At 68.1% G+C, this 19,088-nt stretch carries 19 protein-coding genes; 9 read left to right on the plus strand and 10 right to left on the minus strand.

Annotated elements, in window-relative coordinates:
- Nucleotides 1-42: 42 nt before the first annotated feature.
- From FZP69_RS11890 to thrS, 4 genes are all read right to left on the minus strand, one after another.
- Nucleotides 43-1,449, minus strand: coding sequence for a hypothetical protein (locus tag FZP69_RS11890; protein WP_152041632.1), 1,407 nt, complete (start codon nt 1,447-1,449; stop codon nt 43-45).
- 116 nt (nt 1,450-1,565) lie between these two features.
- A complete protein-coding gene (locus FZP69_RS11895) occupies nt 1,566-2,120 on the minus strand; it encodes a dihydrofolate reductase (protein ID WP_152041633.1) in 555 nt (184 codons plus the stop codon).
- Nucleotide 2,121: 1 nt separating this feature from the next.
- Nucleotides 2,122-3,123 carry a thymidylate synthase gene (gene thyA, locus FZP69_RS11900; RefSeq protein ID WP_152041634.1) on the minus strand — a complete coding sequence of 334 codons (1,002 nt, stop codon included), beginning with the start codon at nt 3,121-3,123 and terminating at the stop codon, nt 2,122-2,124.
- 60 nt (nt 3,124-3,183) lie between these two features.
- Nucleotides 3,184-5,106 (minus strand): threonine--tRNA ligase, encoded by a 1,923-nt coding sequence (gene thrS / locus FZP69_RS11905; protein ID WP_152041635.1) that lies wholly within the window; start codon nt 5,104-5,106, stop codon nt 3,184-3,186.
- A gap of 219 nt (nt 5,107-5,325) precedes the next feature.
- Here thrS and FZP69_RS11910 point away from each other — a divergent pair, with 219 nt between their 5' ends.
- Nucleotides 5,326-5,751, plus strand: coding sequence for a VanZ family protein (locus FZP69_RS11910; RefSeq protein ID WP_240137617.1), 426 nt, complete (start codon nt 5,326-5,328; stop codon nt 5,749-5,751).
- On the opposite strand, the gene FZP69_RS23260 is transcribed toward FZP69_RS11910, so the two are convergent.
- Together FZP69_RS23260 and FZP69_RS11920 are read right to left on the minus strand one after the other, a co-directional pair.
- Complete coding sequence (locus tag FZP69_RS23260) at nt 5,738-7,120, minus strand: sensor histidine kinase (protein ID WP_152041637.1); 1,383 nt, start codon at nt 7,118-7,120, stop codon at nt 5,738-5,740. The two genes, FZP69_RS11910 and FZP69_RS23260, sit on opposite strands and share 14 nt — an antisense overlap.
- Before the next feature lie 90 nt (nt 7,121-7,210).
- Nucleotides 7,211-8,758: an ATPase domain-containing protein gene (locus tag FZP69_RS11920; protein ID WP_152041638.1), complete on the minus strand. Its 1,548-nt coding sequence runs from the start codon at nt 8,756-8,758 to the stop codon at nt 7,211-7,213.
- A gap of 153 nt (nt 8,759-8,911) precedes the next feature.
- On the opposite strand from FZP69_RS11920, the gene malQ reads away from it, so the two are divergent.
- The 4 genes from malQ to FZP69_RS11935 all read left to right on the plus strand — a co-directional run bounded on the left by malQ (nt 8,912) and on the right by FZP69_RS11935 (nt 12,312).
- Entirely contained in the window at nt 8,912-10,390 is a 1,479-nt protein-coding gene (gene malQ, locus FZP69_RS11925) for a 4-alpha-glucanotransferase (protein ID WP_152041639.1), read from the plus strand.
- 201 nt (nt 10,391-10,591) lie between these two features.
- Nucleotides 10,592-10,720: a hypothetical protein gene (locus FZP69_RS23265; RefSeq protein WP_275689361.1), complete on the plus strand. Its 129-nt coding sequence runs from the start codon at nt 10,592-10,594 to the stop codon at nt 10,718-10,720.
- A gap of 285 nt (nt 10,721-11,005) precedes the next feature.
- Complete coding sequence (locus FZP69_RS11930; RefSeq protein WP_152041640.1) at nt 11,006-11,233, plus strand: CBS domain-containing protein; 228 nt, start codon at nt 11,006-11,008, stop codon at nt 11,231-11,233.
- A gap of 125 nt (nt 11,234-11,358) precedes the next feature.
- On the plus strand, nt 11,359-12,312 hold the full coding sequence (locus FZP69_RS11935; RefSeq protein WP_204960002.1) for a mechanosensitive ion channel family protein: 954 nt from the start codon (nt 11,359-11,361) through the stop codon (nt 12,310-12,312).
- 18 nt (nt 12,313-12,330) lie between these two features.
- On the opposite strand, the gene FZP69_RS11940 is transcribed toward FZP69_RS11935, so the two are convergent.
- Complete coding sequence (locus tag FZP69_RS11940; RefSeq protein ID WP_152041641.1) at nt 12,331-13,179, minus strand: aldo/keto reductase; 849 nt, start codon at nt 13,177-13,179, stop codon at nt 12,331-12,333.
- 53 nt (nt 13,180-13,232) lie between these two features.
- Here FZP69_RS11940 and FZP69_RS11945 point away from each other — a divergent pair, with 53 nt between their 5' ends.
- The 3 genes from FZP69_RS11945 (at nt 13,233) to FZP69_RS11955 (ending at nt 16,464) form a co-directional block, all read left to right on the plus strand.
- Nucleotides 13,233-14,777 carry an APC family permease gene (locus tag FZP69_RS11945; protein WP_152041642.1) on the plus strand — a complete coding sequence of 515 codons (1,545 nt, stop codon included), beginning with the start codon at nt 13,233-13,235 and terminating at the stop codon, nt 14,775-14,777.
- A gap of 137 nt (nt 14,778-14,914) precedes the next feature.
- A complete protein-coding gene (locus tag FZP69_RS11950; RefSeq protein WP_152041643.1) occupies nt 14,915-15,850 on the plus strand; it encodes a DNA-3-methyladenine glycosylase family protein in 936 nt (311 codons plus the stop codon).
- Between the two features lie 143 nt (nt 15,851-15,993).
- Nucleotides 15,994-16,464, plus strand: coding sequence for a DUF555 domain-containing protein (locus tag FZP69_RS11955; RefSeq protein ID WP_152041644.1), 471 nt, complete (start codon nt 15,994-15,996; stop codon nt 16,462-16,464).
- Between the two features lie 257 nt (nt 16,465-16,721).
- On the opposite strand, the gene FZP69_RS11960 is transcribed toward FZP69_RS11955, so the two are convergent.
- Nucleotides 16,722-16,958, minus strand: coding sequence for a UPF0058 family protein (locus FZP69_RS11960; protein ID WP_152041645.1), 237 nt, complete (start codon nt 16,956-16,958; stop codon nt 16,722-16,724).
- A 170-nt stretch (nt 16,959-17,128) separates the two neighbouring features.
- Here FZP69_RS11960 and FZP69_RS11965 point away from each other — a divergent pair, with 170 nt between their 5' ends.
- Nucleotides 17,129-17,536, plus strand: a complete 408-nt coding sequence (locus tag FZP69_RS11965) for a translation initiation factor IF-2 subunit beta (protein ID WP_152041646.1) — start codon at nt 17,129-17,131, stop codon at nt 17,534-17,536.
- Nucleotides 17,537-17,545: 9 nt separating this feature from the next.
- On the opposite strand, the gene FZP69_RS11970 is transcribed toward FZP69_RS11965, so the two are convergent.
- Both FZP69_RS11970 and FZP69_RS11975 read right to left on the minus strand, forming a co-directional pair.
- Nucleotides 17,546-17,725, minus strand: coding sequence for a DUF7836 family putative zinc-binding protein (locus FZP69_RS11970; protein ID WP_152041647.1), 180 nt, complete (start codon nt 17,723-17,725; stop codon nt 17,546-17,548).
- A gap of 70 nt (nt 17,726-17,795) precedes the next feature.
- Nucleotides 17,796-18,779: a transcription initiation factor IIB gene (locus tag FZP69_RS11975; RefSeq protein WP_152041648.1), complete on the minus strand. Its 984-nt coding sequence runs from the start codon at nt 18,777-18,779 to the stop codon at nt 17,796-17,798.
- Nucleotides 18,780-19,088: the final 309 nt, after the last annotated feature.

Below are 19,088 nucleotides of genomic sequence, written 5' to 3' on the forward strand. Positions count from 1 at the left end.
CGCCGTCGCCGACTCTGCCGGCGGTCAGGCGGACGTCACTGCTCAGGCCGACGTCGGCGTGCCGAGCGGTGTCGACGGCGTCGTCGTGGGTGTCGTCTCGTTGCAGCCACCGGCCCCGTTGCAGTCCAGTGGCGTCCCGGCCGTCTCCGTCGGCGTCGTCGGTTCGATCGCGGCCGTCCCCGCGGACTCGGCCTCGTACCACGCGGGCGGCTCCACCGTCGTCGACCCGACGTCCGTGTAGCGGAGGGAGACGACCGCCGAGACGCCTGGTTCGCCGGGCACGTCGTACTGCCGGCGGAGTTCGTGGACGACGCCGTTCTCGTCGACGAGCGCGCTTCCGGAGGAGTTCTCGACGCCGGGGTACGGGTCGCGCCCGAGGCGGACCCAGTAGTAGCGGGTGCCGTCCCGCTCGAAGCTGTCGACGACCGCCGACTCCGAGACGGAGAGATACCACTCCAGATACCGCTCGGCCCGGTCGGCGTACTCGTCCTCGCCGTTCCGGACACCCTGCACCGGGGCCGGATCGACGGTGTACGACTCCTCGAACTCGTCGGCGATCGGTCGCCGCTCGTACCGGATCTCGCCGTCGGCGTACACCTCGACGCTCGCGACGACCAGGTCGGCGCGGCGGAGATCGCCGGCCGCTTCCAGTTCGGTTCGGTACTCGGTCGACGAGGCGACGGACACCGTCTCGCGACGGTACGCGTTCGGTCTGCCGTCGACGAACTCGCGGTGCGTGATCGTCCAGCGGTACGACTGGCCAGTCATGGCCTTCGCGTGGGTGTCGGCGAGCGTGTTCGCGTCGATCACCCCGTCGGGGCCGAGACCGGGTGGATACGGGCCGCGTTCGGCCGACGTCTCGGTGGCGGCCGACGTCGGTTCGTCGGTCGGCGTCTCGGCCGACGCGCCAGCACCGACCGAGTCGGGTGCGCCGAACACCGCGGCGTCGTCGCCGTACAGCGTCGGTCCTCCGAAGACGCCCACGACGAGGAGGGCGACGCCGAGGAGCCCGACGACCAGCGGTGCCGAGTATTCGGGGACCCGCGCAGTCACCGGCGTCTGCGTGGAGTCGGCGACGAGCGGTCGATCGAAGAAGCGTCGACAGAGGTCGTCGGCCTCGGACCGCGGGACGGCGTACAACAGCATCGCGTGGAGGTCGTCCGCGTCGACCACTCGCCCACCGTGGTCGTCGACCCCGCGCACGGCCGACGCGGGACGCGCGAGCACGAGGATCTCGTCGTCGCGTGCTGCGGTCGGGACTCGACGCCCGACGACGGGTCTGAGCTGCCTGTGTTGTCCACCCCGTCGGGCATCCACGACTCCCTCACCGGAGACGACGGTCGTCTCCGCACCGCGGGCGGTCCAGAGCGTGACGACGAACGCGACGAATCGGTCCGCGGAGAGATCACGGAGACCGCGCCGAACCGTCCCCACTGAGACGAGGGCCATAGGACCGATTCAGAGGGAGACGAGTCAAACGTTTCGGCGGCCTATCGGGGTCGGGCGTGTCTCGACGCCTCCCCGGACACGCCGCGAGCGTCGGCGGCCCGGCCGGTTCCGCCGACTCAGGCGCGTTCGTACGTCACGACGTCGAACTCCTCGTCACGGTCGCGGTCGACCGCGACCCACACGTCGCGGTCGAACGCGGGGAAGACCGTGTCACCGTCGTAAGCCTCGTGGAGTTCGGTCAGCACCAGTCGCTCCGCGAACGGGAGGAACTGTTCGTACACCGTCGCGCCGCCGACGACGTACACCGTCTCGACACCCATGCGGGCGGCGGCGCGCTCGGCCACACGGCGAGCGGCCGCCACGGTGCCGACGACCTCCGCCCCGTCGGGGAGATCGAGGTCGTGCGACGAGAGCACGACGCTGTGTCGGTCGGGGAGCGGCCCCCCGAGGCGGTCCGCGATCGACTCGTACGTCCGTCGGCCCATCACGACCGGGTGGCCGGTCGTCGTCCGCTTGAACCGCCGGAGGTCGGCGGGGAGATGCCACGGCATCCCCCCGTCGCGGCCGATGACGCCGTTCCGTGCCACCGCCGCGACGAGGACGTACGTGGCGTCGCCGTCCCCGCCCGCAGTCTCGTCCGTCCCGTCGTCTCGTCGTGTCTCACCGCGCATCTCACTCGGCCACGGCGAACCGGATGCCCGGCTCGGGGTCGTACTCCCGGAGGACGACGTCGTCGGCCGTCAGATCGTCGAGCGGTTTGTCGGCGATCTCGAGGGTGGGTTTCGACCGTGGCTCCCGTGAACACTGTTCGAGCAGTCCCGGGACGTGGTCGTACCGTTCCTCGCCGTCGGCCTCGGGCGGTGCCTCGCGCTCGACCCACTCCCGGATCGCGCGGTACTCCTCGCGAGCGTCGACGTCGGCGAGCCGTGACTGGAGGGCGTCGAGGTTGTCGGCGTACCACTCGCCTCGAGCGCCCGCCCCGCAGTAGACGTGCGCGTCGACGACCGTGTGTCCGAACGTCCCGAGCTCGAAGCCGGTCCGGGCGGCGACCGCCTGGGTGAGCATCGCGTACGCGGCGACGTTGAAGGGGATGCCGAGCGCGACGTCGCCCGAGCGCTGGGTGAGGTGACAGTTCAGCCGCGACCCCTGCACGTTGAAGACGAAGGTGTAGTGACACGGCGGGAGCGTCGACACGGCGGCGTTCGCGGGGTGCCACGCGCTGACGACCAGCCGGCGCGAGTTGGGGTTCTCCTCCAGGGTGTCGAGCACGTACTGGATCTGATCGAACTCCCCGTCCGAGACCCAGCGGTGGGCGTCGTCGGGCCACGACTCACCCGGCAGCCGCTGGTCCGCTTCGGGCACCGGGAACCGCCGCCAGAACCGACCGTAGGCGGTGTCGAGTCTGCCCTCGTCGTCGGCCCAGGCGTCCCAGATGCCCGTCTCCTCGCGTAGCGAGCGGATGTGTTCCTCGCCCGAGAGATACCACAGCACTTCGTGGACGAGCGAGTTCCACCGGAAGCCGGAGAGGTCCTTGGTCGTCAGCAGGGGAAAGCCCTCGCAGAGGTCGACCGTGTAGTGGTGGCTGAAGCCGGCGACGGTGTCGACGCCTGTTCTGTTCGGTTTGTGCGTCCCCGACGAGAGGACGCTGTCGACGAGGTCGAGGTACTGATGCATTGTGGTGGTGGGGTCGGGTGTGTTCGGTTCTCGTCCCTTTCTCGGTGTCGGCCCGCGCGCTCAGTCGAGGAACGACGGTTCGGGCGCTTTCTCGCTCTCCTCCTCGCGGAGGTGTTCGCGGAACGCCTCGATCGAGACGGCCTGTCGCTCGCGTTCGTTCCGGTCCCGGACCGAGATGGTCTCGGCCGCCGCCTCGTTGCTCCCGACGACGAGCATGTACGGGACGCGGTCCTCCTGTGCCTCGCGGATCTTCCGGTCGAGCGTCCACGACCGCTCCTCGATGTCGACGCGGAACTCCGAGAACTCGTGACGGAGCCGCTTCGCGTAGCCGAGCTGGTCGTCGCTGATCGGCAGGATACGGATCTGTTCGGGGGCGAGCCAGAACGGGAACTTCCCGTTGAAGTGCTCCGTCAGGACCATCAGGAACCGCTCGTAGCTCCCGTACAGCGCGCGGTGGATCATCACCGGCTGGTGGTCCGCGTTGTCCTGGCCCGTGTACGAGAGGTCGAACCGATCGGGCATGTTGAAGTCGAGCTGGACCGTCGGCCCGTCCCAGTCCCGTCCCAGCGCGTCCTCGAACGCGAAGTCGATCTTCGGGCCGTAGAACGCGCCGTCGCCAGCTTCGAGCGTGTACTCCATGCCCTGCTTCTCGAGGACGGCCTCCAGCTGTGACTCGGCGTGCTCCCAGATCTCGTCGCTCCCCACCGACTTCTCGGGCCGGGTCGCCAGCGCCACCTCGTAGTCGAGGTCGAACGTGTCGAACACCGTGAGGATCGAGTCGATGATGAGGTTGATCTCGTCTTCGATCTGGTCGGGCCGACAGAAGATGTGGCCGTCGTCGATCGTGAACGCCCACACGCGCGAGAGGCCCGACAGCTCGCCGCGCTGTTCCTTGCGATAGACCTTTCCGTCCTCGAAGTACCGGACGGGGAGGTCGCGATACGACCAGTTCTTCTGGGCGAAGATGGTCGCGTGCCCCGGGCAGTTCATCGGCTTCAGCCCGTACTCCTCGTCGTTCACGTCGAGGAGGAACATGTCGTCGACGTAGTTGTCGTAGTGCCCCGACTGCTTCCACAGCTCCGTCCGGAAGAGGTGTGGCGTCTCGACGGGGTCGTAGCCAGCGTCGAGGTTCAGCTCCTCCGCGTAGTTCGACAGCGCGTTGAGGATCCGCTTGCCGTTCGGGTGGTACAGCGGCAGGCCCGGTCCCGTCACCTCGGCAATGGAGAACAGGTCGAGCTCCTGCCCGATCTTGCGGTGGTCGCGCTCCTTGGCCTTCTCGCGCATCGCGAGGAACGCCTCCAGATCGGAGTCGGACTCGAACGCCGTCCCGTACACCCGGGTGAGCTGTTCGTTCTCCTCGTCGCCGCGCCAGTACGCCGAGGAGATGTTGAGTAAGGTGAAGGCACCGATCTCGCCGGTCGACTCGACGTGCGGCCCTTTGCAGAGGTCCTGCCAGCCGTCCTGCCGGTAGAAGGTGAGCGGGTCCTCGTCGGCCGCCTCGGTCTCGAGGATGTCGCGCTTGTAGGGGTTGTCCTCGTAGAGCGCGAGCGCCTCTTCGCGGGGGCGCTCGACCCGCTCGATGGTGTAGTCGGACTCCACGATGTCGCGCATCTCCGCCTCGATCGCCTCGAAGTCGCTCTCGTCGAGATCGACGCCCGTCACGTCGTAGTAGAAGCCATCGTCGGTCGGCGGTCCGATGGCGAGTTTGGCCTCGGGGCGGAGGCGCTGGAGCGCCTGGGCGAAGACGTGGGCGGCGGAGTGTCTGAGCACCCGGAGGTAGTCGTCGGAGTCCTCTGTGACGATGACGAGATCCGCGCCGTCGGGGAGTTCCGCGGCCTTGTCCACGAGTTCGCCGTCGACCACGCCGGCGACCGTGTCGTCGCCCAGGCCCGGACCGATGGCGTACGCGGCGTCGTGCACCGTCGACCCCGCCGGCAGCTCCAGATCGGAACCGTCGGGAAGGGTCACCACGATCTCACTCATACGGTACGGAAAACGAGGCCGGAGATTAAGTGTTGTTGGAACGCGCGCGGCGAAACCGGGGTGACCACCGCAGCTCCGATCCCGCCTGTCTGGGCACGTTCGGCGCTCTTGACGCCTCGGATCCCGACGCGCTCCCGTCCGTCGACGGGCGGTTCGGGATCTGTCGAGCCACTGACCGGCGTGACACAGTATATGAGGCCCGGGCACGTAGACGTGCACGTGTCCGCTCGTCGGTTCGACCCCCGCACCGTTCCACCGGCGACGCTCCTCGCCGTCGCGTCCCTCGCGATGCTCGTCGGCTCGCTGGTCCCCGCACCCGCCACCACTGCCGACGTCGCAGTGGCCGGCCCGTTCGGCGTCGGTGCCGACAAGTGGCTCCACGCGGCCGGCTACGCGGTCGTGGCGGGTCTCGCGGCGGCGAGCCGCGACTGGCGGCGACGCGCCCTGGCGCTCGTCGTCGTGGTCGTCGCGGTCGCCACGTTCGGTGCGGGGATCGAAGTCGCACAGTCGGTCGTCCCCGGACGAACCGCCTCCAGCGCCGACGCCGTGGCCAACACGGTCGGGGCCGTCGTCGGGGTGGCTGGCTGGGCCCTCGTCGCGCACCGCCGCCGACGTCGACGCCGCGGCGGGGTCAGGTCTCGGTGATCGCCCGACGGAGGGCGACACAGCCCACCGCACCGCCGCCGGGGGCGTCCTCGAACCAGACCCGGCCGCCGTAGGAGTCGACGAGCCGTCTGACGAGCGCGAGTCCCAGCCCGTCCCCCGGACTGTCGGCGCGTTTCGAGGCTGGCTCGAACACCTGTTCTTTCTTCTCGTCCGGGATCCCCGGCCCGTTGTCGGCCACGCGAACGACGACTTCGCGTGCGTCGACCGCGACCGTAACGTGGATCTCGGCCGTCTCCGCGTCGTTGTGCCGGACCGCGTTCGAGAGCAGGTTCGCGAACACGGACGGGAGCATCCCACCGGCGATCACTTTCACCGTCGGGTTCGACGTGTCGAGTTCGATGTCCACTCGCTTGGTCGTCGACGCGTGGATGCGCCTGATTGCGTCGACCTCCGACCGGAGGACCGGTTCCAGCAGCGTCGCCTCCGTCTCGAGCCGGTGGCCCGCCTCGAGCAGGGCCGTGAAGTCGCGACTGTTCTCGACGAGCTCCGTGATCCGCTGTCCGCCGCGGAGCACGCGTTCGAGTGCCTCGGTCCCCGGCGGTGAGACCTCGTCTCGGAGCACTTCACCCCAGCCGGTGATCACCGTCGCGGCGTTCGCCACGTCGTGTCGCAACACCTGTGCGAGCAGCGAGAGCTGGTCGTGTCGGCGGTCGAGTTCCACCGCCTGCCGTCTGAGGCGGAGGTACGCCCGAAGTCGGCGTTCGAGGAGCGCCGGCTCGACCGGCGTCGCGATCACGTCGTCGACGAGGTCGCCCAGTTCGTGTGCCTCTCGGGGTGCGAGGATCCGTCGTGCGGTGGCCTCCGACGCGAGCAACAGACAGGGCAGCGGGAGGGGCCGTTCGAGTTCGATTCGGTCGGCCAGCCACGCGCCGTATCTGGCGAGAGCGGTCGTGTCGACGAGACAGAGGTCGAGCGGCTGTCCGTCGAGCGGGTCGCCTCCGTCCGCCTGCTCGGTCGTCGGTCCCCTCTCACGGCGGCCGTCATCTGGCTCGGTGTCGTCGCCCTCCCCCTCGTTCGTCTGCCACTCGGGAGGGACGCCCTCGTGCGGCTCACCTGCTCCGGGCTCGCCGTCGTCGGGAACGTCTCCGCTCTCACCGGCCGGGCCGGACAGCCTGTCGGCAGCAGAGGTGTACGGGTCGCCGCTGGACGCGTCCGGGGTGACGACCTCGTACATCGGCTGGTCGGCGAACCACTCGGCGAGGAGCGTCCGGTTCCGCCGGTGGGCGACGAGCAACAGGATACGGTAGACGGGAGGGGCGGTCGAGGCGGGGGAGAAGTCGTCGACGGACGGCGGCAGACCGGCGTCGTCTGCCTCGGTGGTCGCTCTCTGCTCGGACGAGCGCCGCACGCGTTTACCCCCTCCAGCCGGTCGAGTTGGTCCCGGCGGCTCGACCGTCGCGACCGACGCCACGGGCCGGGGTGCCCCAATCGCCCGCGCTCACAGGACCTCCTCGCGTTCCGGGTCGGTCCCGACCCACTGGGGTGCCCCGGTGAGCACACCGGAGAGGCCCCGGAGCGGTTCACCGACGCTGACGCCGTACTCGGTGATCTCGAACTGGCGCAGGCGGCGCTCGAAGTCGCTCGTCCGTTTTTTCAACACGCCGACCGCCCGGTGGATCTCGCCGCCGAACTCGACGTAGCGCATGAAGACGATGTTGTCGGCGAGGGCGGTCTCGCCGGACTTCGTCGGCCGGAAGTCCCCGATCACGTTCGGCATCTCGTCCGTCAGCAACACCGTGATCCCACGCGTCGTCAGGAGGCTCGTCAGCGCCGACAGTTCCTCGAGGTCCTCGGAGACGTTGGTGAGCTTCCCGAACCCCTGGATGCCGTCGATCATCACGAACTCGGTCTCGTCCGTGAGGTCGGCCTGGACGCGACCGAGAAACTCACCGACGGTCATCAGGGCGGGTGTCACGCCGACGATGTCGAGCGTTCCTCTGTCGATCATCTCGCTCACGGGGATGTTGATCGATCGACACCGTTCGACGAACGTCTCCGGCTTCTCCTCGAGGTGATAGAGGACGGAGTGGTGTCCGCGGCTCGCCGCCTCCTTCAGGAAGAGCGACCCGGCCGTGGTCTTTCCCACGCCCGTGGGGCCGCTGAGGAGCGTCGTCGTCTCTCGTTCGATGCCGCCGTGGAGCAGTTTGTCGAACGCCGGGACTCCCGAGGAGGCCACCCGGCGGACGAACGTCCGCTCCTCGGGCTCGTCCACGACACGGGGGTAGACGACCATCCCACCGGAGCCGAGCGTCACGGTGTGTGTGCCCGCCTCGGCGTCGGAACCGCGGAACTTCGGCACGCTGAGTAGCCGTCCGCCGTTGGGCCGGGACAGTTCGATCACGCCGTCGCTCAGGAACTGGAGGTCGTCGTCGGGCGTCTCCGGGCTGGTCTGTGACGTGAACAGCACGGTCGCCTCCCGCTCCGTCAACAGCCCCATGAGCGAGAGGAGTTCGCGGCGGAACTGGAACTCGTCGGGCGACAGGTACCGGAGCTGCGTCACGGGATCGAGGAGGACACGCCGGGGTCGGTCGGCGTCGACCTGTGCGCGGACCCGGTCGGTCAACGACTCGCGTTCGACGGTGGAGGGAGCGAACACGTCGTAGCTCCCCCCTTCGCCGGCGAACTGCGACTCGGGGCTCAGATCGAGGATCGTGACACCGTCCAGATCGATGCCGAGCGACGCCGCGTTGCGCCTGATCTTGTCGGGACGCTCCTCGAAGGCGACGTAGAGGGCGTCCTCCCCGCCGTCGGCGACGAGGAAGTGCCAGCCGAGGATCGTCTTGCCCGCGCCGGGCGTCCCGCGGACCAGATAGTGGTAGCCCGCGAGGAAGCCGCCACCGAGAACATCGTCCAACCCCTCGACACCGCTCGAGAGGCGCTCGGTCGCGACCGCCGTCGACCCCGTTCGGCTGTCGCTCCGGCGTCGAGGCGGGTCCGCGTTGGGGTCCGATACGTCGGTTCCACCGCTCGGTGCGCCTGTGTCCATGGATCTCTGCTCCCCATCACTCGGTGAACGAACAATACTGTTTCTCCACCCCGACAGACTATCTGATTTCGGAGACGATTCAGTAGCGGTGTGACGATCGCGGCGGGTCGCGAGTCCACACGCTTAATGTGTCGTGCTGTCGAAGCCGCCGGTATGAGATTCCAGCGCCAGGGCGGCGTGTTCATGCACGTCACGTCGCTTCCCGGCCCCCACGGCATCGGCGACCTCGGCGACGGGGCACGTGCGTTCCTCGACTTCCTCGACCGCGCCAACCAGTCGCTCTGGCAGTTCTGTCCGCTCGGCCCGACCTCCCAAGCCCACGGCAACTCGCCGTACCAGTCCTTCTCGGCGTTCGCGGGTAACCCCCTGCTCGTGAGCCTCGACCGCCTCGCCGACCGGGGACTGCTCACGGACGAGGAACTCGACGTGGACGCGGGCGAGACGTTCGATCGCCACTCGGTCGATTACGACCACGTCGCGTCGTTCAAACGCGACCGTCTCCGGACGGCGTTCGAACGGTTCGACCCCGACGACGACTACCGCGCGTTCTGCGAGCGCGAGGCGTACTGGCTCGACGGCTACGCGCTGTTCATGGCGCTGAAACACGAGTTCGAGGGGGCGCTCTGGACCACCTGGCCCCACGAGGTGAAGACCCGCGACCCCGATACTCTGGATCGATACCGCGACGAACTCGCCGACGAGATCGCCTTCCGGACGTTCACCCAGTACGTCTTCGACCGCCAGTGGAAGGCGCTCCGCGCGTACGCCGACGAACGCGGGATCGACCTCGTCGGCGACCTCCCGATCTACGTCGCGCTCGACAGCGCCGACGTCTGGACCGCCCCCGACGCGTTCGCGCTCGACGAGGACAACGAACCGACCGTCGTCGCCGGCGTCCCGCCCAACCCCCAGGACGACGGACAGCGGTGGGGTAACCCCCTCTACGACTGGGACCACCTCCGTGAGGACGGGTATGGCTGGTGGCTCGACCGCCTCCGCCGGTTGTTCGACCTCGTCGACGTCACCCGGATCGACCACTTCAAAGGGTTCGACGAGTACTGGGCTATCCCCGCGGAGTCGGACTGGGCCGGCGACGGCCAGTGGATCGACGCTCCCGGCCACGACTTCTTCGAGACGGTCCAGCGCGAACTCGGTGACCTCCCGTTCGTCGTCGAGGATCTCGGTTTCCTCGACGAGAGCGTGGTGGAACTCCGCGACCGGTTCGAGTTCCCCGGGATGCGCGTCCCGCAGTACGCCGACTGGTGTCAGGCGGGACATATGTACCAGCCGATGCACTACCCGGACAACGTCGTCGGCTACACCTCGACGCACGACACCGACACCGTCGTCGGCTACTACCAGGACCTCGGGGAGCAACAGAAGGACTGCCTCCACTACAACCTCGGCGTCGACGGCTCGAACATCCACTGGTCGATGATCGAGGCCGTCTGGAACTCCGAGGCCGTGATGGCGTTCACGACGATGCAGGACCTCCTGGGGCTGGACTCGCACGCCCGCTTCAACACGCCCGGCACCGCGGAGGGCAACTGGCGCTGGCGGGTCACGCGCGAGGGCTTCGACGAGGACGTCGCCGACGAACTCGCGAGTCTCACGGACATCTACATCCGCTGAACCGCCGAGCGAACCGGTCGCGTTCGGTGCTGGACGGATGCTTCGAGGCCGTCTTCTTCTACGGACTGGAAGACAGTCCACTGGTAGGTATTCCTTTCAAGAACGAACGTCGTTAAGTGATCGACTAACCCGACTTAGTAGGTTACCACCGGTGAGATTCTGCAAATCGGTTTTATATACTATGCCACGATCCAGTATGGTATGCAAACCAGCTCCCCCCTGACCCCACAGCAGCTGGCCATGAAGCGCCACCTGGAGACGGCCCTGGACGAATCGACCGATCCAGAGGTCCGGTTCCACCTCCGCCAGGCGCTCCAGATGGTCACCTGAGCACGGTCGCCGGAGTCGACACGGCGACACCAATCCGACTCGTCGTGGCCGACGGCGGATCCGAGTCGGGGCGTGCTCCCGCTCGCTCTCTCCGGCGACTCGCTCCGCGCCGTCGACGCTCTCTTCCTCCCTTCCCCTCTTCCTCACTGCCTCACTGCCTCACCGTTTCTCTCGCGCCGTTCCGGGGCCTCCGCGGTCTCCCCGCTCGTCCCGGTGATCACACCCCGCCGCGTCCGCCGGAGATACTGCCCGAACGACCGCGGTCAACAGTTACGATAAAAGGTGATGATTTCGATGTCGGACGCGGCGCTCCACGTGACTGTCGAGGAGATCATGACCGAACCCGTCGAGACCGTCGAGAGAGACAGCCCCGTCTCGGCGGCCGCACGAACCCTGTGCGACGACCGGATCGGATCGCTCCTGGTCGAGAGTGACGACGACGGACGTCTCGAACTACTGCCCGAGCTACCACCCGCGAGAGGACGCCTGGTCGGAGCTGTGACGGCTCGATGACGTGTCGTCCGCCTCGTGGGTCACCGTCCACCGTCCGGACGCGGGCGACGCCGCGGTGAGACGGCGTCGACGCGGTCCGCTGGGATGACGGTACTGTTTTGTCCCCGCCATCCAACCTCCGCGCCGTGACTCGCCGACTGGGATACACCGCGCTCGTCGCCGCCGCCCTCGCCACGCTCGCAGCGGGCTACGTCCAGGCCACAGCGCCGTTCCCCGACCCGTTCCCGACGACGGTGCTTTCGGGGAACGCGGTGCTGACGAAACTCCTGCTCGTCACCGCCATCGTCCTCGGCTTCTACGGCGTCTACGTCGTCGTCCTCGGCGTGCTCGTGATGCGGTTCACCAAGCGCCGCGCACACGACGTCCGTAACGTCCTCCGGCTCGTGCTCGGCGGAACCGCGCTCGTCGCCGCGCTCGGCGTCATCACGGAGCAGTGGGTCGGCGTCCTCCTCTCGCTCGGGGTGGTCGGCTTCGCGATCACGTTCGCCCTCCAGCAGCCGCTGCTCTCGCTCCTCGGCTGGGTGTACATCGTGCTGAAACGCCCGTACGCCGTCGGCGATCGGGTGAAGATCGAGGACTCGAAGGGCGACGTCATCGAGGTCGACTTCCTCGTGACGACCCTCTGGGAGGTCAACGGCGACCTCGTGTCGACCCACCAGCCGTCCGGCCGCGTCGTCACGGTGCCCAACAGCGTCGTCCTCTCCTCACAGGTGGTCAACTACACCACGCTGGTCCACCACGTCTGGAACGAACTCGCCATCCAGGTGGCGTACGAGACGGACCTCCAGTTCGCCCGGCAGACCATGATCGACGTCGCCGACGACTACCTCGGCGACGCGATGGCCCGCGAGATCGCGACCTACCGCGAGCGGCTCGCCGAGACGGCCGTCGAACTCGAAGTGCAGGACCGTCCCACCGTCAACGTCGTCCAGACGGAGTCGTGGGTCGAACTCCGCCTCCGCTATCTCGTCCACCCGCGCCGTGGGGCGCGGACCCGGAACGTCCTCTACGAGCGTATCCTCCAGCGGTTCAACGACGAACCCGAACGCGTGAAGTTCCCCGTCAGCCGCCACCGGTGAACCGGGTCTCTCGGGGGCTCACTCACACCCTTCGGAGATGCCGTACACGGGGTCCGTCCAGTCACGCGCGGGCGTGTCGTAGACGGGATGGTTGCGCTCGCGCGCGTCGAGCCGTTCCCGGTCGGCCGCCGACAGCTCCCAGTCGAACAGCTCGAAGTTGCTCCGGACGTGCGCGGGCGAACTCGACTTTGGCAGGGGAACGACGTCGTTCTCGACCGCCCACCGGAGGACGATCTGTGCGGGGCTCCTGTCGTACTCCGCCGCGAGCTCCTGGACGACCTCGTCCTCGAACACTTCGGTTCGGGCGAGCGGCGCGGCGGCCTCGAGGAGCGTGTCCGTCTCCCGGCAGTAGTCGACGAGGTCCGGCCGCTGGAACCACGGGTGGTACTCGATCTGGTTGACCGCGATCGGCACCTCGCTGATGCGATGGGCCGCGCTGAGGAGGTAGGCGCTGAAGTTCGAGACCCCGACGTTGCGGACCGCCCCCCGCTCGTGGAGGTAGCGCATCGCGTGCAGCGTCTCCCGGAGCGAGATCGCCGGGTTCGGCCAGTGGATCAGGTAGAGGTCGAGGTAGTCGGTGCCCAGCCGGTCGAGCGAGTCGTGGCACGACTCGATGACCGACTCGTAGCCGAGGTTCTTCGAGAGCACCTTCGAGGTGAGAAACAGGTCGTCGCGGTCGTACGACGCCAGCACCTCGCCGATCTCGGCCTCGTTCTGGTAGCCCTCGGCGGTGTCGATGTGGGTGTACCCCGCCTCCAGACCGGCACGAACCGACTCCTCGACTGTGTCGCCTTCGATGTTCCAGGTCCCGAGCCCGACGACGGGCATCTCGTCGCCGCCCGGTAACGTCTTCGTTGGAATAGTCACGGTCTCCCGTTGACGAGACACGCACACGATAATAATCGTTGAGGTAGGGGAGGATGCCCCCGCCGTTGAGCGTCCTCGTCCCCGAACGGGACGGTGATCGACTCCTCACCGGACGGGACAGCGGCCGGCTCGTCTCCGGACGGGACGGTGCTTATATCGCACCGGCTCCCTTCGACCCCGACATGGCCCGTGGGCGACGTCGACTGTCGGGGCTCCACGCGCTGTCGGTCGTGGCCGGCGTCTTGCTCGGTGCGGGTGCGCTGTTCGTCCCCAAGCGGGTAGAGAACCTCGCCGGACCGGCGACCCCGATCCCGTTTCTGGTCGCCGTCGCCGGTGGCCTCGCGTTGAGCGTCGGCTACGCGGTGTTCCTCTCGGGACCGCTCGGTGACGACGGCGGCGGGGCGTACCGCCACCTCTCGCGGGCGTGGCGCTCGCGGACGCTCGGCTTCCTGCTGATCTGGCCGAAGCCTGCCGCGTACACCGCCCTCCTCGCGCTCCTCGCGCAGTACCTCGCCGGCGTCGTCCCGCTCTCGCTCGGGGGGTCCGACGACGCGCTCGCGCTCGCCGTACTCGGGCTCCTCTTCGTGATCCACCTCGCCGGTCCGTCGGTCGTCGGCTGGCTCGGCGTCGTTCTCTCCGGCGGTTTCACGCTGTTCCTCGTCGCGCTGCTCCTCCCGAGTGTCACCGCTATCGCCCCCGGTAACTTCGTCCCGCTCTTCCCCACGCCGCCGCTGCAAGAGCAGCCGGTGCGGTCGCTGGGCCGGGCGACGCTCGTCGTGCTCTTCGGGTTCGTCGGCTTCGACGCCGTCGCGGGGCTGGCCGGCGAGGTCCGCGAGCCCACGCGGACGCTCCCCCGCGCGCTCCTCTCGGGCGTCGTCGGCGCGGGCCTGCTCGCGACCGCGCTGGCGTTCGTCGCCCTCGGCGTCATCCCCTGGACGCGGCTCGTCTTCGCCGGCGCACCGTTCGTCGACGCGGCCGCCTCCGCGCTCGGGATCGACGTGGGCGTGCTCTTTCTCCCTGGCGTCACGCTCGGCACGCTCGCCGCGCTCGTCGCGCTCTCGTGGGCACCCACCCGGACGCTGGCCGGTCTCGGCGAACTCGTCCCGCCGCTGGCCCACACGAACCGCTTCGGCGCGCCGGACGTCGCGACCGCCGCCGTCTTCGGCGTCGCCGCCGCGCTCGTCTTCGCCGACGCCGTCTTCGTCGGGCTCTTCCTCGTCGTCCCCGGTCTGCTCGTCCTCTACGTCGCCCACGGGCTGACGACGGCCGTCCTCCCGGCGCTCAACCCGGAGCTGTACGCCGCGAGCGAGTTCCGCCCGTCGCCGCGGCTCCTGGCGCTCGCGGGGTTCTCTGGAAGTGGGCTCGCGGCCCTGTTGCTCTGGCAGGCGCTGACGCTCGATCCGGCAGTCGTCCTCGGATACACCCGCGTCGGCCCCGCGGTGACCGGCACGGCGGCCGACCCGCTCGTGCGACAGCCGCTACAGAGCGCGGTGCCGGCGCTCGTCGGCTGGGAGACGGTCGGTGTGGTCGTCTACGTCACCGCCCGCGACTACCGCGAGGAGATCGGTGTGGAGCTGGAGCCGCTGACGCGGTTTTGACGCCCTCTCCGGGGTGCTGTCCCCCGACCGACGGGATGGTCCCACCGATCCGGTACGGACGAGACACCGCGCGGCGACGGACTGCACCGGGAGGAAGACCGAAACTCACAATCACTCGGGGCCCTTCGACCCCGAAGATGGAACGCGAGTCCGCGACGCTCGAAACCGGTGCGATCCCGCGCTCCGACGTGGGTCCGTTCGACCTGCAGGCGACCCTCGAGAGCGGGCAGTCGTACCTCTGGGACCGCCCCGACGGCAGGATGTACGACTCGCTTTCCGCCCACGGCGGCGACGCGTGGTACGAGACGGTGGTCCCCCCGATCGACGGCGTCTCGGACGAACAGGTGGTCGTTCGGGTCCGCCAGTGTGACGACGCCATCGAGTGGGAGGCGACGACCGACCCCGTGCCCCTCCTGACCCACCTCCTCCGCCTCGACGACGACCTCGACGCGATCCTCGACGCCACGCCCGACCTCCCTCTGCTCGAGCGAGCGTACGACCGCTACCGGGGGATGCGGCTCGTCCGCGACCCACCGTTCGCCTGCCTGATCTCGTTCATCTGCTCGGCGCAGATGCGCGTCGCGCGGATCCACGAGATGCAGCGACGGCTCGCACACGACTACGGCGAGACGGTTTCGGTCGACGGTCGACAGTACCACGCGTTCCCCACGCCCGACCAGCTCGCGGCGGCGACAGAATCCGCCCTCCGCGAACTGAAGCTCGGCTACCGCGCGCCGTACGTCCAGCGGACGGCCGAGATGGTCGCCGACGGCGAGGCCCACCCGGCGAGGGCGGCGGACCTCGACTACGAGGCGGCTCGCGACTACCTCACCCAGTTCGTCGGTGTCGGCGACAAGGTGGCCGACTGCGTGTTGCTGTTCTCGCTCGGCTTCCTCGAGGCGGTGCCGCTCGACACGTGGATCCAGACGGCGATCGCCGACCACTACCCCGACTGCGACCGTGGCTCCTACCGGGAGACGTCGCGGGCCATCCGCGAGCAGTTCGGCGGCGCGTACGCGGGCTACGCGCAGACGTACGTCTTCTACTACCTCCGGGCGGGCGGAGCGGCGTAGCGCCGATCCCGACGACGGGCACGCTTCGTCGGGCCCCGTCGACTCGTGTTCGCTCCGTGACCGCCACGACGCAGCCGAATCGGCCCGAATCGGCGCGTCCCCCCGGGAGAACCTTCTTGAAGACGGAGCGACATCTATCGCATATGGATTGCAGAGTCGTCGTCGAGGCCGCGGTTCCCGTGTACGACGTCGAGACGGAAGATGAGGCGATCCGTATCGCCATCTCGAAGACCGGCGACATGTTGAACCCCGACCTCAACTACGTCGAGATCGAGATGGGGTCGCGCACGTCGCCGTCGGGTGAGGAACTCCCCCCGGCGTTCATCGCCGCCGACGAGGCGCTCGTCGCCCTCGAACTGGAGATGCGCGTATTCAACGTCGAGCGCGAGGAGCACGCCGCGCGCATCGCCCGTAAGGAGATCGGGACGCGACTCCAGAACATCCCGCTGAAAGTGCTGGTCGTCGAACCGACCACCGACGAGGACGACGACGCCGCGACCGGATCCGCCGACGAAGACGAGCCGCCGTCGGTCGACGAGGCCACCGAGGCCAACGAGGCCAACGAGGACGACGACCTCATTCCGGAGTTCGAGGACCTCGTCGAGGACGGCTGACCCCACCGGCGTCGCCGCCCGCGTCGGCCGTCTCGACGAGAGGGTTCCGACGCCGGGCCGTCTCCCGTGCTCCCGACTCCCGTCCGCCGCTCCGTCGCGTTCGCTCTCCAGTCGACCGGTGTCTGTCGTGATCTCGAACCGAGGCGAGTCGAACGCCGAGCGCCGCACGACGCGGTGGCTCACGCGGGACTGTCGCACTCACGTCGTGTGCGTCGCTACACGCCGCTGGTCGAGTCGCAGGGCCTACGAGAAGTAGTTCAGTCGGCCTTGGGTGCCACAGGATCGGCTTCGGCTTCTTCCATCGCCGTCGTGATTCCGTTCGCGATCTCGAACACGGCGGCCTTGTGATCGGTCTTCGACCGGTGGATGGATGTCGGACGGACGCCCATCGACTCGTACCCGGACATCTCGAGTTCGTCGTCTTCCCACGCTTCCATCTGCGCACGTACTTCTGACAGCAGACCGTGCAGGTGAATGAGCTCCTGTTTCTTCATGAGCACGCCCACCTTGCAACCGGAGGATTATATTATTATCTTGAGTCGCGTTAACATACAGTCGGCGTCGACCGTTAACACGACTGTCCGGAACCGTTAAAGAAACCCGCTGACACGTCTTCCGTCCCGTGTTCGTGAACGTTTTGTCGATCGCCCCCTCTCACCCCCGTATGGACTACGATGACGCACTCAACCGCGGCCTCGATCGGGCACCCGACATCGAGGACGGCGGCTCTCGCTACGAGATCCCCGACCCGGAGGTCCGTCCGGAGGGGAACGTCACCGTCTACGAGAACTTCCAGGAGACGCTCGACCGTCTCGACCGTGACGAGCGCCACGTGCTGAAGTTCTTCCAGTCCGAACTGGGCACCGCCGCGAAGATCGACGAGAAGGGTCGCGCCCGCTTCACCGGCGAGTTCAAGCAGTCACGGATCCGGCGGGCGCTCGAGGCGTACGTCGACGGGTTCGTCACCTGTTCGGAGTGCGATCTCCCCGATACGCGACTCGTCACCGAGAACGGGACGACGGTGCTCAAATGCGACGCGTGCGGGGCGCTGTCGGCGGTGCCGGACGTCTGATCGGGCGCGCTACTGTAGCTGTTTCAGCGTGTTCAGGTCGTGTTCGGTCCGCATGAACTCCGCGAGGCGTCGTGTGGCGTGACAGCCGGGACAGGAGAAGTTGTTCCGCGGACCGGGCAGGTCGGCCGGCTTCGTCTCCCAGCCCTTCTTGCACTCCGGACACAACAGCCGAACGAAGGCCTCGACCATGGGTTCGTATGTCACAGTACGGGTGGATAAAGGTTGTGTGGAGCCGGGCGACGACTCGTAGTCGGCTCTCTCAGGCGAGGACGCCGCTGTCCTCGGCCTCGAGGAGTTCCTTGTAGCGGTTGCGGATCGTCACTTCGGAGATGTTCGCCACCTCGGAGACCTCCGACTGGGTCACCTTCTCGTTGGTGAGGAGCGCGGCGGCGTACACCGCGGCGGCGGCGAGGCCGACGGGCGACTTGCCCGAGTGGATCCCTTCCTCCTTGGCGTTGCGGAGGAGCTGGCGCGCCTGACGCTCGGCCTCGTCGGAGAGGTCGAGGTCGCTGGCGAAGCGCGGGACGTACTGCTCGGGATCGGCGGGCTGGATCTCGAGCTTGAGCTCGCGGACGATGTAGCGGTACGTCCGGGTGAGCTCCATCTTGTCGACGCGGGAGACCACCTCGATCTCGTCGAGCGACCGGGGAGTCCCGGCCTGGCGGGCGGCGGCGTACAGCGCCGCGGTGGCGACGCCCTCGATCGAGCGGCCGGGCAGCAGATCCTCGCTCAGCGCACGGCGGTAGATGACAGAGGCGGTCTCGCGGACCGTCTCCGGGAGGCCCAGCGCCGAGGCCATGCGGTCGATCTCGCCGAGCGCCTGCTTGAGGTTGCGCTCCTTCGAGTCTCTCGTTCGGAAGCGCTCGTTCCACGTGCGGAGGCGCTGCATCTGCTCGCGCTGACGCGACGACAGCGAGTTACCGTAGGCGTCCTTGTTCTGCCAGCCGATGTTCGTCGACAGCCCACGGTCGTGCATCATGTTCGTCGTGGGTGCGCCCACGCGGGACTTCTGGTCCTTCTCGCGCGAGTCGAACGCGCGCCACTCTGGGCCGTGGTCGATGTTCGTATCCTCGACGACGAGGCCGCAGTCCTCGCAGACCGTCTCGCCGTCGTCGGCGCGGAGGGCTCCCCCGCACTCGGGGCAGACCTGCACCTCTTCGGCTGTCTGTTCGTCCTCGCGTGCGGTCACGTCGAGGTCGGTCTCGTGGTTCGGGTTGAAGGTTCGGAGTTTCGTGTCGCTCATGATGGGGTTGGTGATGGGACGTGCTCGACCGGAGGTGAGATAGATCGTGATCCGGGGGCCGTCTCCTTACCAGTAGTAAGTGCGAAAAGTATATAAATGTTTTGCTTGTGTGCGTGGTCGAAACCGAATCACGGCGTCGGATCACTGGGGTATTGTACGGTGTCCGCATCTGTCGGGCCGAAGCGGAAGCGCATTAATATGTGTTTCGCCGACCGGGGAACCCGGGTTTGCGGGTCGATCGGCACGGAGCCGACAGCGGTTTCGGGGTGGTGCCTCCGATGCGCTTCCATCTCTGTCTTCGTCCAGTGT

The sequence above is a fragment of the Salinigranum salinum genome (assembly GCF_009176545.1).
Classification (GTDB): domain Archaea; phylum Halobacteriota; class Halobacteria; order Halobacteriales; family Haloferacaceae; genus Salinigranum; species Salinigranum salinum.